At 39.4% G+C, this 15644-nt stretch carries 11 protein-coding genes; 1 reads left to right on the forward strand and 10 read right to left on the reverse strand.

From position 1 onward, the window contains the following. Positions 1-78 precede the first annotated feature (78 nt). The 4 genes from AC1FXP_RS15550 to AC1FXP_RS15565 form a co-directional block, all read right to left on the reverse strand. The gene (locus AC1FXP_RS15550; protein WP_480062916.1) at positions 79-1449 is read right to left on the reverse strand and encodes a glycoside hydrolase family 68 protein; all 1371 of its coding nucleotides are present in this window, start codon (positions 1447-1449) and stop codon (positions 79-81) included. A gap of 551 nt (positions 1450-2000) precedes the next feature. After that, entirely contained in the window at positions 2001-3290 is a 1290-nt protein-coding gene (locus AC1FXP_RS15555; RefSeq protein ID WP_480062918.1) for an ABC transporter substrate-binding protein, read from the reverse strand. A gap of 18 nt (positions 3291-3308) precedes the next feature. After that, on the reverse strand, positions 3309-4514 hold the full coding sequence (locus AC1FXP_RS15560) for a response regulator (protein ID WP_480062920.1): 1206 nt from the start codon (positions 4512-4514) through the stop codon (positions 3309-3311). Continuing rightward, positions 4492-6300 carry a cache domain-containing sensor histidine kinase gene (locus tag AC1FXP_RS15565; protein ID WP_480062922.1) on the reverse strand — a complete coding sequence of 603 codons (1809 nt, stop codon included), beginning with the start codon at positions 6298-6300 and terminating at the stop codon, positions 4492-4494. Before AC1FXP_RS15565 ends, AC1FXP_RS15560 begins: the two co-directional genes overlap by 23 nt. A 948-nt stretch (positions 6301-7248) precedes the next feature. On the opposite strand from AC1FXP_RS15565, the gene AC1FXP_RS15570 reads away from it, so the two are divergent. Further along, positions 7249-8118 carry a DMT family transporter gene (locus tag AC1FXP_RS15570; RefSeq protein ID WP_480062924.1) on the forward strand — a complete coding sequence of 290 codons (870 nt, stop codon included), beginning with the start codon at positions 7249-7251 and terminating at the stop codon, positions 8116-8118. 158 nt (positions 8119-8276) lie between these two features. Here AC1FXP_RS15570 and rlmD read toward each other — a convergent pair whose 3' ends face one another. The 6 genes from rlmD to AC1FXP_RS15600 all read right to left on the reverse strand — a co-directional run bounded on the left by rlmD (position 8277) and on the right by AC1FXP_RS15600 (position 15590). Beyond that, the gene (gene rlmD, locus AC1FXP_RS15575) at positions 8277-9653 is read right to left on the reverse strand and encodes a 23S rRNA (uracil(1939)-C(5))-methyltransferase RlmD (protein WP_480062926.1); all 1377 of its coding nucleotides are present in this window, start codon (positions 9651-9653) and stop codon (positions 8277-8279) included. A gap of 153 nt (positions 9654-9806) precedes the next feature. Then, positions 9807-11108: an alpha-galactosidase gene (gene melA / locus AC1FXP_RS15580; protein ID WP_480062928.1), complete on the reverse strand. Its 1302-nt coding sequence runs from the start codon at positions 11106-11108 to the stop codon at positions 9807-9809. A 53-nt stretch (positions 11109-11161) separates the two neighbouring features. Beyond that, a complete protein-coding gene (locus AC1FXP_RS15585) occupies positions 11162-11983 on the reverse strand; it encodes a carbohydrate ABC transporter permease (protein WP_480062981.1) in 822 nt (273 codons plus the stop codon). Positions 11984-11992: 9 nt separating this feature from the next. Next, positions 11993-12919, reverse strand: coding sequence for a carbohydrate ABC transporter permease (locus AC1FXP_RS15590; protein ID WP_480062930.1), 927 nt, complete (start codon positions 12917-12919; stop codon positions 11993-11995). 98 nt (positions 12920-13017) lie between these two features. Continuing rightward, complete coding sequence (locus tag AC1FXP_RS15595; RefSeq protein WP_480062932.1) at positions 13018-14271, reverse strand: ABC transporter substrate-binding protein; 1254 nt, start codon at positions 14269-14271, stop codon at positions 13018-13020. 293 nt (positions 14272-14564) lie between these two features. Continuing rightward, positions 14565-15590 (reverse strand): LacI family DNA-binding transcriptional regulator, encoded by a 1026-nt coding sequence (locus AC1FXP_RS15600; protein ID WP_480062934.1) that lies wholly within the window; start codon positions 15588-15590, stop codon positions 14565-14567. Positions 15591-15644 lie beyond the last annotated feature (54 nt).

A 15644-nucleotide genomic window follows, 5' to 3' on the forward strand; every position in this document is an offset into this window, starting at 1 on the left:
AATTCTGTTACTTTCTTTGTATCATTGGATATTGCTAGTTTAAGAGTTGGAGCAACCTTTATTTCCTCGTACTAAGATTTACCGTAAGGATCTACCGTAAGGACCAAAAGGTTTGATTTCTCCAGCTTCCATTTCTTTTACGATCTTTGTTGTGTCACCGTCAAAGGATACCTTCAGCGTCGGTGCAAAAGTTCCACCAAATTGGACCTGACCATTCTCGTCTAGAGGTTCATTAATGAAGCTGATAACCTGACCATCCGGTGCCGCCCACCAAGAATAAGCTTGAAACGGTTTTTCCGCCGGATTGGCAACAACCAGACCAGTGCCGTTGACCGGCTTATAATCTGTACGCAAGCCTCCCTCGCCGACAAATCCGTACAATCCATCCGGACCGCTTAAGCCTGGTGCAAACGTAAATTCATGACTGATCGTAAGCAAGTAGTAAGTGTCGCCTTTTACCACGACATGTGGACGTTCCAACTGATGGTTAACCCCAACTGACTCGAGAAGCGGCGGCAACATTTCCAGTTCAGTTACGTCGTTGTCAAGCACTTTCGCAATCCCTATATTGCCGTTGTAAAATTCCACGCCATCGGGAACGTTATGAGTTTCACGATATTTTTCATCACCGATATTTTCTGGTTTTAAATCACTTCTGTTGGTTCCTGCCTGACCTTCCCAAATAATGTATTCTTCGCCTGTATTCGGATCTTTAAAGAAAAATGGATCGCGGAACCCAGTGATGATATTTCCGTGCTCTTGGAACTGTTCGATCGTTTCATAATGATGGCCGTCTGCTTCAAGAAGGATCTGATGAGCACCTTCATTCGTCAAATGCACTCCATTTTTGTCTGCACTGATATCAAATGTCGTCTTGGCGAGACGTTGCTCAGCTCTTTGCACCCATCCGTCTTTATTAAATTCTTTACCGCCATTGGCATTCATATCAGTGGTTGCCGTATAGAAGAAATGTACTTTTCCTTTCTCGTCCAACATAGCAGAACCAGCCCATTGCATGTGCCCTAACGCGTTGTCATAATCGTATGGAATCCCGGCGTAAGTCCAATCCTTGCCGTTTTTAGAGTAGAACATGCCGATTCTTGCTTCAGTATGACGGTCATGCCAAGTATAAGTACGCGGTGCAACCAATGCGAATGCAATTCTGTAGCCTCTCACGTTCGCAAGTGAACCGTCTCTGTTCTGAAGGGGCCACGTATCCCAAACCCACACATCCGGAGCTACGTCTTCAAAGTCCATATCGATGATTGGGGCTGTCGTCTCTTCCGTCAGAGCCACTTTCTCAGCTTGCTGTCTGGACCAAGCCGACGTGTAATCATCCTCAATACTCCAGTTAGAGCTCGCAGCAACGCTAATGCTTGTCAGACCGCTTGCTAAAATCGCAGCACACAAAACTAATTTTCCTACTTTTTTACGAGTTTTGATTTTCATTTTTTTTCCCTCTCTTTAATTGATTAATATTTTTTTCTTTTACAAACAACTATTTTTTCATTATTACCTCCCTTCATTTTGTTTGGTGGGATAACAGATGTAAAAGGTTCATAGATTCCCGTAATAGTTTTAGGCTTCCCTGTAGAAAAACAATAGCAATCCCACCATGTTTCGGTTATATATTGGATTATAAATAAATCTACCTTTTGGAAATACGGTTTAAATTGAGGATAATTTAGTCTTAAATTGATATGGATGATCTCTTATGGAAGGGCTTTGGTTTATTTCATTCACATTGATGTGTTGAGAGTCTGTAAAAAAGTGGGGATTGCAAGAGTATCTCCATCGGTTCAGAAGTTGAAAACATTAATTCAAATTATCATCAAGAAAAGCATTAGATCAACTTTGCCACTCGATCCTTGAAAACAAAAAAAGATGGGTTCTCATCTCCCCCATCCTGCTTTTCATTCTACCGATCTATTAAAAAATCATGTTTGTTTGGTTTACTACAAAACAAATTCTCTCACGGATCCCCTTTTCAAGACGATCGATCATTGCCTCGCAGCCTTCTCCCACGACTTCTGAAGCTCTTGCAGCAATTGATCATGGTTAAGCTGTTTATTGATATAAGCTTGCATGGCAAGCCCGAACTCATGGTCGAACTCATCTCTTGCTCCTCCAGGGTATTTAAACCAGTTGAAGGACAACGTCTTCCCATCCTTGGCGTAACGAATAATATCGTCTGCAAGCGGTCCTAAATCATTTGTCTCAATATGTTTAAACGCCGGAATAAATTTGAATTGTTCCATCATAAATTGTTTTCCTTGTTCAGAAGAAACCATCCAGTTTAAAAATTTCTTTGCTTCTTTCTTCTTCTCCGGTGTCGATTGTTTATTCACAACCCAGTAATTGGGGACACCGACCGCTAAGGCATCGTTTTTAGGATCGTCATTAATCGCGATTGGTAGAAATCCGATGTTCATATTTGGCGTTTGTTGATCGATCATCGGTTGAATCCAGTTACCTTGCTGAATCATTGCTACTTCCCCAGTGGTAAACAGGTTTACTTCCATGTTGTAATCCGTAGTCAATGGACTCTCGTTCCCGTATTTAATCGTTACATCCAACAATCCAACCAGGTCTTTGAATGTTTGATTGTGTTCGATGTCTTGCGTTCCGTCGTTCAGGCCTTTAATAAAAGCATCCGGATCTTCCTGTTGCGCAAAGGCAATATTTAAAAGATGACCCAATTTCCACTTTTCATAATATCCGATTGCAAAAGGCGTGATGCCTGCCACTTCCAATTTTTCTGCTGCCGCTATTAATTCCGTATTCGTTTTTGGCAACGTTTCAATACCTGCCTCTTTAAATAAATCTTTATTATAAATGAATCCGTACCCTTCAATGCTTATAGGCATACCGTATAGTTTGTCATCGATTTTCATTGATGCCAGAGCATCTTCAAACGCATTCTCTACCCAGGGTTGATCAGAAAGGTCCTCCAAATATTCACTCCACATTTTTGCCTCTTCATATCCACCGTTCGTAAAGATATCAGGACCTTTTCCGGCAGCTAACTGTGCGATTAGATCACTACGGTCATCGACCCCTCCGCCTACGGTACGAACGATAATATCCACACCCTTGTTTTCCTTTTCATAAGCCAGAATCATCTCTTCAAATTTTGTGGAAATTTCGACTTTCCGATTCCACACTTCCAACGTAATCTTCTGATCTTCACTTAGCGTTTCCGATTTCACTGATTCAGTGTCAGCTTCACACGCGAAAAGTGATAGGATGAGGTTACCAGTCCAAAACAATTGCAAAATCTTTTTATTCATTGTTTCCCCCTCAATAACTTAACTATTTATGATTACTCGCTTGTTTTTAATTTTTCTGCTTTGCCATTTCTCCCCGTGATTCCGGTACTCAATCGGTGTCATACCAACCATTTTTTTGAATAGCTTCGAAAAGAAGTTTCCGTCCTGGTATCCAAGCTTAATTGAAATCGAGTATACCTTCTCATCCGTTTGGATTAACCACTGTTTCGCTTGTTCAATTCTAAGTTGGGTGACGTATTCAGACAAGGTCACTCCTTTTTCTTGTTTGAATTTTCTTGAGATATGCTCGCGACTCAGGAAAAACCGGTTGGACAGTTTTTCTAGACTCAACTCTTCTGTATAATACTTGTCTACATATGCGACAATGTCATGGATGCGCATAGCATCATCCACATTGGTCAATCGGTGTATGGATCTAAAATTTTGATCGGTCATTTCTCTTTGCGCAGCTTGAAAAGACGCAGGGAGATCTTCCAATGCTTTCAATGGAATTTCACTAACAAAACGTATAGGGATATCAAAGTGATGACTAATCCATTCTTCTACCGCTAACCATCGTCCCTGAACAGTCATAACGACACAGAGATGATGGTCGTTCAGAAGAGCAAATGCATTCCCCCACTTCCGATCACAAAGCTCATTAGCCAGCAATTGAATATACGAATCGGCATCGTGCATTTGGTAAAAGGAAAGTAAAGCAAGATCGTATCCATCAGCTTGCGGAAGACAAGCGACAATTTGTCCAGCATCAAAAGGCTCACCGTTACAAGCTGTCGTCACTACCCGGTTCATACGTAAACTTTTAACATCTTCATAGAGACCCATTTCTTTATTATGGCGTTCCTCCTCTTCGCTTTTCCAAGCATTCACAGCACCGAACAATGCTTGATTGAGCGCTTCAGGTTCAATCGGCTTCAACAAATAATCGAAGCTGCTGTACTGAATCGCTTTACGCATGAATGAATAGTCGTCACACACCGTAACCATAATCACTTTACCCGGATAAGAGATCGCATCTAGCCACTCGATTAATTCAATTCCGCTCATTTCGGGCATTTTCACGTCTGTAAAAATGACTTCCGGGGTTTCCCGTTCAATCAATCTTTTTGCCTCTTTGCCATTGTTTGCTTCCAACACAGTCGTAATCCCGTATGTTTCCCACTGTCCCAAAGAACGAATGACGTCCCGTACATTGAATTCATCATCCACCAACAGAGCTTTCATGTATCTCATCCTCCTTTGCACGTAATGGAATCTTAAGTCTTACTGAAAACCCTTGTCCATCCTTCGTATCTAGTTCCATTCCTGCTCTCGGTCCATAATTTAGAACCAATCGCTCATGAATATTTTTCAGACCGATATGCTCGTGTGAATCCGTTCCTTTATCACCCGGCGTGTAAATTTTTTTCCTTAACGTATCTAACTCTACATCCGTTAAACTCGGTCCATCATTTTCTACAACCAGATATAAATATTCTTCTCGTATTTCTCCATCAATGTGCAAATGCGCATCATAAACACCCTCTTCATAACAGTGTTTAAAGAAATTTTCGACAAGCGGTTGCAGAATCATACTTGGAACTCTAATATCACGAAGAGTCTCGTGGATATCAATCGAGTAGCTTAAACTCGTTCGAAAACGTTCCATTTGAAGTTCCAAATAAGCATTAATATAATCCACTTCACTTTGAACCGACACCCATTGATCTGCCCGAAGCGAGTATCGCATCATTCTAGAGAGAGACGTCACATATTTGTACACATCCGGAGAATTGGACCTTAGAGCAACCGCACCAATAGACTGTAGTGAATTATATAAGAAGTGCGGATTCACCTGAGACTTTAGAGCCTTAAATTGGTTTTTTCTATTCTCGATCTCCAGTTTATATTCACGTTCAATATGAAGATTAATCCGGTCCATCATCCCCTTTATATGCTTTTCCAGATGGCCAATTTCATCTTCTCGTTGATCATCAAACGACACGTCCTTGTCCATATTCTCGCCCTCAATTCTCCGCACTTTCCGGCTAAGGCGTTTGATTGGACGAGTAATTTTGTGAGAAATAATGACAACCATTAATAAGCCCAAAAACACCACTCCCACACCAACAATGATATTTGTCTGGGCAGTTTGCCTCACCTCATTGAATAGAAAATCGCTCGGGGTTATCTTAACTAATTTCCATTGTTCTAACGGCCACGACAACGTTCTAGACAAAAGAATATCCCCATCATCAGAATAGATTTCCTCCTGATTGATCTGCGACTGTAAATCGGCAGGTATAGGTTTGCCGATCAAGTCTTGATCACTTGCATAAATGATAAAACCATCGGAATCAATTAAAAATGCCGATTCATCTCCGCCCTGAATGAGACGGTCGCTTATACGGATATATTCATCCATATCGATATCAATCGTGAGGATGCCAAGAAGTTCGTTTGATAGGACATCTATGATTTTATGATGAACCGTCAAAACCATCGATTTATCCGACTGGGGAATGATCGCGGCATCGGTATAATTCTCAATTTGATGTGGCGGCTCAATCACGAAATTCTGGTCAGAGTTAATGAGATCCTGAAAAGAGACTTGCTTCATTAAATCCGGTTGGTGCTTACGGGCACTGATCATCGCATTATAAACAGAAAATGAGTTTTTTTCATCCGTAATATAATACCGAATTTGACGAATTTCTCTTCGCATCAAATAAAAAGTTTTCAGGGCTTTTTCAATAACCAATGGGTTAGAATAAGTTGAATTTCCAACCTCATTTTCTGACATTCGAAATAAATCGGGATTTCGATACAAAATATACGGAAGGTGGATCATGTCATGAAAGTATTGTTCCAGATGATCAGACACTTCTTGCATTTGATCTTGACTGCTTGCAAGCTCATGCCGCTCCACATTCTTCTTCGTATACCCATAAATCAAAAGCACTGATAAAAAATACGGGAAGATAATAAAAATAATAAGCATGATCAATAGGCGACTTTGAATGCTTTTCACAAAAATAAAGCTCCTTTCGCTCTAAAGCGATTGCCCTTTATTTTGCAATCGCTTCTTACCTAACACTACTAGCCACTCGGAAGTTTTTATAAGAGAAGTACTTAAAACAGGGAAACAATCGAATGTTTCTCGACGCTTCGAATTCAATCCAAGCATAGTTATTCGTTGGGTTCGACTATACGAAGATGGCAAACGCAAGCAACCAATCTAGAACTCTTAGAAACTAAAAAACGATCTCAAGAGAATAATCAATACCTCTCTTTCAAACTACCCATCCATCTTTCAGTTGAGCAAGATCTATAAGAGTATGGTATGTAATTCACTCAAAGTTAAGGATACAGGTTCAGGTACTGACATTATTTTTAACATAATCTTTTTAAGAGAATACCATAAACAGCACAGTCCTTGTATTTACTTACTGCAGATAGAACCTTATGTACGACTATCCATCCTTGTCCCACCCCTCTTTATTCATAGGGTTTTCCCAAAAGAAGGATTATCGCACCCCAAAAGAAGCATGACTAAAACAACAACCATGTAATTCGACATTTTCATAATAGAGAAGTAATGGTAATAACTCTTAATTCAATAACTGTCAGTAATATTGACCTCCTCTTCTACCCATATCCCCTTACCGTAATGTTTATGATTCATAGATTGTTATACCTCTTATTATTCATGATTTGATTCGTTTAACTTAGACAATACCTATTGTTGTTTCATTTAATCTTTTAGAGGATACCGTCCTTTAATATTGGAGGTCGGTCTGAGTTAGGTTTAGGTATGAGAAATTAATGGAATTATCATTTATACCTTTTAAAAAACATATGTTTGATTAGGAACGTAAAGAGGATTGTTTGACCCTTGAATTTACATTATTAAGTCCACGTTAGGTTTCTAATAGCGTGATCAAAATTCTTACCATTACTTATCTTTAGGAGGAACACGATGAGATTTTCAGGTGTAGGCTTAGTTATGCTAGCCGCTATATGCTGGGGCATTAGTGGTGGAATTGGCGATATTTTAATGAACAAGGGCTGGGATCCTATTGTGATTTCCTTTTATCGAGGGGCTGTTGCTTTTATATGTTTTTTTGCGTGGTTTCTCTTTCGCTTTAGACAAAATCGGATCTTGTCTACTCGTTTATACATATGGTCCCTATTGGCAGGTATTGGTGTTGCTGGAAATTTCACTTTTTATTTTCTCAGTATCCAGGCATCAAGTATTGCTGTTGCTGCTACTTTAATGTACACCGCACCTGTCTTCGTCCTTTTATTCTCCTTTTTATTACGAATAGAACGTTCGACTTGGTTTAAATGGGGTTGCATTTCCGGTGTGATTATGGGTATTATCCTGCTTACAGGTGCCTACAGTTCCGATACGATTTCAGTGAGTTTTCTGGGGGCGGCAGCGGGGTTTGCTGCTGGCCTTTCCTATGCATTGTTTATATTTGGGTTTAAAAATGCCTCTTCAATCGGAAATCCTCAGACCACCTTAACCATCGCCTTTTTTTCATTTTGTCTCATCCTTTTTCTTTTTACGGACATTGATGAGGCAGCTACTGTGGTAACGTCAAGCGACATAGGATGGTTTATTCTATTAGGGATCGTGGGGGCTGGAATTTCATTTATATTTTATGTGATTGGCATTCGGCGGACTGCCCCGACAACTGCTTCGATGGTCGCTATGGTAGAACCGGTGACAGCTTCATTATTTGGCGTTCTGCTTATCGGAGATCATTTGACCACCATTCAACTTTTGGGAATGGTAATAATTCTGCTTACGATCACCGTACTTAGTGTGAAGCAGTCCGACTGAGGAAGTACCGCGAAGTAAAAGATCATGTTATAAATGACGTCTCTTGTTCAACTAAAGCAAGTGTGTTTTTATTTTTAATAAACATTCTAACCTATTAGCTGTAAACTAGAAATACTATTTCACAAATTCAAAAATGAGCCCAATTTGGGCTCATTTTATCAATTCTTCATTTCAAGTACCGCAACATTTTCTATATGACTCGAATGCGGAAACATATCCACCGGCTGCACTTCCTTCGTCACATAGCCACCCTCTTCAAGCACCTTCAAATCTCTTGCAAGAGTAGCTGGATTACAGGATACATACACAACGCGTTTTGGCTTCATCGATTGAATCGTTTCTAATAGCTCCGCGTCACACCCTTTTCTCGGAGGATCGACAACAATGACATCTGCACGTATGCCTTGCGCATACCACCACGGCATAATTTTTTCAGCTTCTCCAACTGCAAAATCTACATTCGTAATTCCATTTAATTCGGCATTTCTTTTTGCGTCTGCAATAGCGTCTGGAACAATTTCTACCCCGTAAACATACTTCGCCTTTTGAGCAAGGAACAATGAGATTGTTCCAATCCCACAATACGCATCGATCACGGTTTCTTGTCCGGTCAAATTGGCATACTCAAGCGCTTTATCATAAAGGACCTTCGTTTGTTCCGGATTAACTTGGTAGAATGAGCGAGCTGAAATCGCAAATTTAATGTCACCGATATAATCGTGAATATATTCTTCTCCCCAAAGGACATTCGTTTCATCACCAAAGATGACGTTGGTCCGTTTTAGGTTAATATTTTGAACGATTGATTTCACATTAGGAATTTCAGCTTGAATTTCTTCAATGATATTCTTCTTATTCGGAAGCTCCTTCCCTCTAGTTACGAAGACGACCATGACTTCATTTGTCGCTTTCCCTTTTCTAGCAACGACATGGCGCAATGTCCCACGGTGCTTTTCCTCATCATAAGCGCGAATCCCATATTTATTGGCAATGTTTTTAACTACACGGATGATTTGATCATTCTCTTCATGCTGGATTAAGCACTCATCCATGTTGATAATGCGGTGGCTTCTCTTTTGATAAAAACCCGCAATGACAAGGCCTCCTTCTTCTCCTACGGGTACTTGCGCCTTATTTCGATAGCGCCAAGGATTTTCCATCCCAAGTGTGGGGTGTACTGTTACGTCCTTTAGCCCGCCAATTCTTTCAAGCACGTCTTTCACTTGCTTTTGTTTGGAAGTAAGCTGAGCCTCATAGCTTAAGTGTTGAAATTGACAACCACCGCATTGGTGGTAGATCGGGCATAGTGGTTCTGATCGGTGCTCACTCTCTTCTTTAATTTCAAGGAGACGCGCAAAACCGTAGCCTTTATTTGTTTTAATTACTTTTATCTCAACGAGTTCGCCTGGTAGAGTGTTTGGCACAAATAATGTGTAACCGTCTACTTTTGCCACACCAGCTCCTTCATGCGTTAAATCTTCTATCGTCACTTGCAGCTGGTCATTTTTTCGCACAGGTAATGTCTCTCTTTTCATCTCTTCCCGTCCTTCTTCCTCTATTCATGGTAGTTATTGTACCATAGACAAAGGATTACTCGAAATTCAGTGGTTTTTGGTTAGTTTCATGCAAAAAGGGTATCTCATTTACTCACTATTGTGAGCTTTGAGACACCCTTTCCATTAAAAGTATTAACGATATTTCGGCAACCAATCACCGTGAGCTCCGATCAAGTCATCACACATAGCAATGATGTCGTCCATCGACAATTCAGAGTTCGTATGTGGATCTAGGAGAGCAGCTTGATAAATATGTTCTTTTTTCAATGTTGTAGCAGCTTCAATCGTAAGTAACTGCGTATTAATATTTGTGCGGTTCAATGCGGCTAATTGTTCTGGAAGATCCCCAATATAGCAAGGTATGATTCCGTTTCGATCTGCTACACACGGTACTTCGACACATGCATTTTCAGGTAAATTCGAGATTAATCGACCTGTATTTAACACATTGCCTCCAAATTTAAATGGTACATTCGTTTCCATCGCTTCAATGATATAGGAACCATATTCATGGGATCTCTCGTGAGTTAATTGTGTATTCCCAACCAGGTCCTCACGCATTTCTTCCCACTCTTTAATCTGATTCACACAACGACGCGGGTATTCATCCAACGGGATATTGAAGCGATCGATCAACTCTGGGTAACGATCTTTAATAAAGTATGGGTGATATTCAGCATTATGCTCCGATGATTCCGTTACGTAGTAGCCAAACTTATCCATTAACTCATAACGAACCATATCATCATGTTTTGTTTTTTGCATTTCTTTTGCACGTTTTTTAATTTCTGGATAAAGATCTTTGCCATCCTTTTTCACTTCTAACAGCCATGCCATATGGTTAATTCCAGCAATTCTTTCTTCTACTCCTGTTGGATCCATATCAAGTGATTTGAATAAATGGTCCGTACAAACTTGAACACTGTGACACAAGCCGATTGTTTTAATGTTTGTATGGCGTAACATAGCACCCGTTAACGAAGACATCGGGTTCGTATAGTTCAAGAACCAAGCATCAGGACAAACTTCTTCCATATCTTTTGCAAAATCAAATAGGACAGGAATGGTGCGCAAGCTGCGGAATAAGCCTCCAATTCCAATTGTGTCAGCAATCGTTTGACGTAAGCCATATTTCTTAGGAATTTCAAAATCAATTACTGTACTTGGCTCATACCCTCCAATCTGAACGGCATTTATTACATATTTGGCACCAGTTAAAGCTTCTTTTCGATCTAAATAAGCCTTAACCTTAATAGATGGATTATATTTACGAGCTAAGTTCAGTAGCATTTGCTCTGAATCTTTTAATTTTGTTTCATCAATATCATGTAGAGCAAATTCAAATCCGCTTAACGCAGGAACAAACATACAATCTCCTAATACATTTTTAGCAAATATCGTACTTCCAGCTCCGATGAACGTAATTTTAGACATGTGATGTCCTCCTCATAATATATTAATAGTAGAATAATAGTTTTTTGTTTGTTTTATCCTTTTACGGATCCTGATGACAGCCCCGCAATAAAATATTTTTGTAAGATAAGAAATAACACAATCATTGGCAACGAAGCCATAAGTGCAGCAGCCGCTACTAAGTTAAGATTGTTTTGATTTTCACCAAAGAAACTCGCTAACGTTACGGTTAATGTGTGTACACTCTTATCTTGTAAGAAGAAAATAGCAAACTGGTAATCGTTCCATATGAATACACAAGATATAATTAAAACAGTTGCTGTTACTGGTTTTAATAATGGAAATATAATTCTAAAAAAGATTCCAAGTGTACTCGCTCCATCGATTTTCGCTGCTTCTTCTAATTCTTTCGGTATCGTCGAACGAATGAACCCCGCATAAAGAAAGATTGTTAATGGCAAGTAGGCAGCTACGTTATTGAATATCGCAATTTCATGCGTATTGACCATGCCCATATTAACGACAAGTTGATACAACGGTACTAGAGCAGTTAACGGAGGAATAACCATGATCGAGATAAAGATATAATAAACAACCTTGTTTAGCCTCGTTTTAACTCGAGCTAACGGATAAGCCGCCATTGATCCTACAAGAATTAGTAGAATTGCCGCGCCTACTGTAATAATGATTGAATTCATAAAAGCATTCGTTAAATTCGCACGCTCCCACGCACGAGCGAAATTTTCTAATGTGAAGTAATCAGGAAATAACCATCTCGAGCTAAAGTCATTACTTACTTTTAAAGAGGTTGTAGCGAGAATATAGAATGGGATGATATGAATAATACAGATCACAAACGCCACAATGGTTAAGATCGTTTTTTTAGATTGACTCATTCGATCCATTTACGCCTCTACCTCCTTACGTTTAAAGTAAATGAGAGCTACTAAGCTAATAATTAAAATAATTGTTGCCATTAATACCCCTTGAGTCGCTGCATATCCAGCGTCTTGTCTTCTAAAATAAAGAGAATACATAAACGTCGACATTGATTGCGAAGCATTACCAGGTCCTCCACCCGTCAATGAAATAATGACATCAAATAGTTTTAATCCGCCTATTACATTTAAAACGACATTAATCGTAATTGCCGGCGCTAGTAATGGTAGAGTAATCTTTTTAAACTGAGCGAAAGCTGATGCCCCATCAATAACAGCCGCTTCATAATAGTCTTTAGAGATACTTTGCAATCCTGCTAAATAGATAATCATCGCAATCCCAACAAACTGATATGTGTTAACTAACACAATAATCCATGGATTAAACGATGCGTTCCCTAGAGCGTTAATTGGTTCAAATCCTAGAAACATTAAAAGGTCATTTAATGCTCCTCCTTGGTAAGCAAAGAAAAAGTACCAAATATACCCCATAATTAACGGGCTAATAATAACAGGCAAATACACAATCGTCCGAGTAAAAGCTTTTAATTTAATACTCTGGTTTAATAGCAAAGCATACAATAGCCCAATGACTGTTTGAAATACAGTACTACCAATTCCATATAGCAGCGTATTTTTTACAACAAGCCAAGTTGTAGGGTCAGAAAACATCCTTTTATATTGCTCCAAGCCAACCCAATTATAATTCTGCGAAAACCCATTCCAATCTGTAAACGTTATTTTAATCCCATTGAAAAATGGATAGATAATAAACAAGCTCACAAAACATAAGGCCGGAATATACATCCACATAAGTGAAGATTGTTTCCTCTGTTTCGCTTTTGGAGCTTCCTTGGCAACCACGACTTTCTTTTCCGCTACAGTTTGACTCATATTCTCAACTCCTTTTTATACCATTCTTATCCGAAGGTACCTTGGATTAGCTTTTGCAAGCAGGGATCGTAATTACGTCCCTGCCTACGTTTCTATTCCTACTGATTTCTCAAGCGGAGGTATTCAGATTCCATTTCAGCTGATACTTGTTCAGCTGTCAGTGTATCTGCTAGTAGCTCTTGTCCAGTCGTCGCGTACACATCCCACATTCCACTCGGTAAATAAACACGATCAAAGTAAGGTTGAATTTGAATATGAGCCCATTTATCATAAAATTCAGTATAATAGTTTTCTGTTTCGACATTCGTTATCCCAGCTGGTAATGATGCTGCTTCCGCTAACTTTTTCGCATTGTCTGGTTGAGCAAGAAACGCAATAAATTGTTTTGCTTCATCTAGCTTTTCTGAATCTTTAAAGGCAGCAAAAGTATTACGCTCTCCCCCAATCCAACTTGGCTCATCACCATCCCAGTAAGCCGGCACCGGAAACGTTCCAACCTGAATATCCGGATTAAGTTCTGTTACCGCAGGTCCGAAAGCGCCTCCAGCAAATGCAAATGCAATTTTATTTTGCGCCATTAACTCAATTCTCTGAGCTTCACTAGCAGTTAATACGTCTGTATTTAGTAAACCCTGTTCTTGTAACCCTTTTAAAAATTCAGCAAGCGGCGTATAATTCGACCAATCAAACGAGCCATCTAATAACTCTTCTTCAAAATTATTATTCTCATCTGTTACTAAGAGAGGAGTAGATAATTGATCAAGTACTTGTGCGATTGTATATTGATTACTACCAGGAATCCAAAGTGGGGTTACTTCACCATCACTTTTTTCTTTAACTGTTCCCATTGCATCAACCCACTCGTCGAACGTCGTCGGAAGGTCAATTCCATATTCATCTAATAAAGTTGCATTATACATAATGCCATCTTTTGCCTGGTTGATCGGAAATGCATAGACTTTGCCCTCTTCGTCTCTCAAGATCGGAGCCATCGCTTCGTCGAAATGCTCCACCCAATCCATATCACTTAAGTCAGCGGTGTACTCACCATATCGATTGATCGCCCAACCATGAGTGTCAAATAAATCAGGAAGGTCATTTGAGGCCATCCTTACACGGAGCTGATCCTCATACCCTGTACCTGGAAAATTCACATCAACTGAAATTCCTGTTTCCTCTGTAAAGGCTAACGCTATTTCTTCAATCGCCTCTTTTTCAGCACCCTCAGATACACCGGAGTAAAGCGACAAGGCATTACTAGAACTACCCGACCCAGTAGATTCTCCTCCACAAGCTGTTAAAACCATTGCACCCATCAAAATACCAGTGAACGTTCTAAATATTTTTTTCATAATGATCCCCCTAGAATTTTTTGGTTTGTTCTACTCTGCAATACAACTAAGAGTTATCTACTGTAATCCCCCCAAACTTATAAAGCGCTTTCAGCATTGTGTAAAAAAATTAAAACCAGCATTTGTTTCGCGCTTCGAATTTATTTACTAAATATAATCTATTTATTAAGTAAAATAATAACTTATATCATTTACTTATTCAATAGTTTTTTCAGAAATTTTTAGACTTTTATACAAAAAAAGAGCCTTTTTAGTAAAAAGCTCCAGTAAACATTACTTATTTAATTGTTCTATCACTCTATACGTGAGCTACTTTCACGTACAATTAATTTAGTTGGGATCTCGAGCTTAAAGGGGATCTCTCTACCTTCCAATCTATCCATCAGGAGTTTAACAGCAGCCTTCCCCATCTCCTCTGTATACACTTTTACCGTCGTTAGCGCCGGCTGAGTAAAGCTCGCCATCTCAACATCATTAAAACTCACTATACTAACATCCCCTGGGATCTTTATCCCTAGTTCATGACAAGCCCTCATTGCACCTATTGCCATTGTATCACTTGCAACAAAAAAAGCACTTGGCAAATCTTCTGTCTCACCCGCTTTTTTCATAGAAGCGTATCCATCACTAATTAGGAATTGGCTAGAAATATACATATACTTAGGATTATAGAGACCTCTTTTTTTCATAACCTCTTCAAATGTCCTATGCCGCACATCCATAATTTTATTATTGCTTTGATCCCTTTCTTGGCCACCTATGAATCCGATTTTAGAATGCCCTAGAGAAAAAAGATGTTCCAATGCATCTTTGGTCGCTTTTTCGTGATCAATAATCACAGCATCAAACTGTTCACTTTTAGAAACATAATTAATAAACACAATGTTACGGTTAACCCTCTGGCTTAATTCCTTCTCATCCTCTTCACTTATCATTCCTACCACAATAACTCCATCAAGATGATTCGTCTGCACATCAGTCATACCACCTGAATAATGACTAATTTTCTTTACTAGCAACCCTTTCTCCGAACATTCACTCTCTATTCCTTTACGGATAGATAAAAAGTACGTATCCTCCCACTCATACTCAGGTGAACAAAACATAACAATACCTATTTCTGTTTCACCAACAACAGATGAAACCTTATTATCTGTATAACGCTTCCTAACAGGAACATATTTCAATTCTTTGGCAATCTCCATAATTCGGTCTCTCGTTTCAACCGTAACAGAGAGGTTTTTATCATTGTTTAACACTCTTGAAACGGTCGCTGTCGAAACCTTCGCAAGCTCAGCGATATCCTTTATCGTCGCCATCCTCTACTCCCTTTCCCCTTTAGTAAAATAATAAGTAAATATTTTAGTTAAGTG

This window comes from Halalkalibacter sp. HAAS-P013 (genome assembly GCF_056619925.1).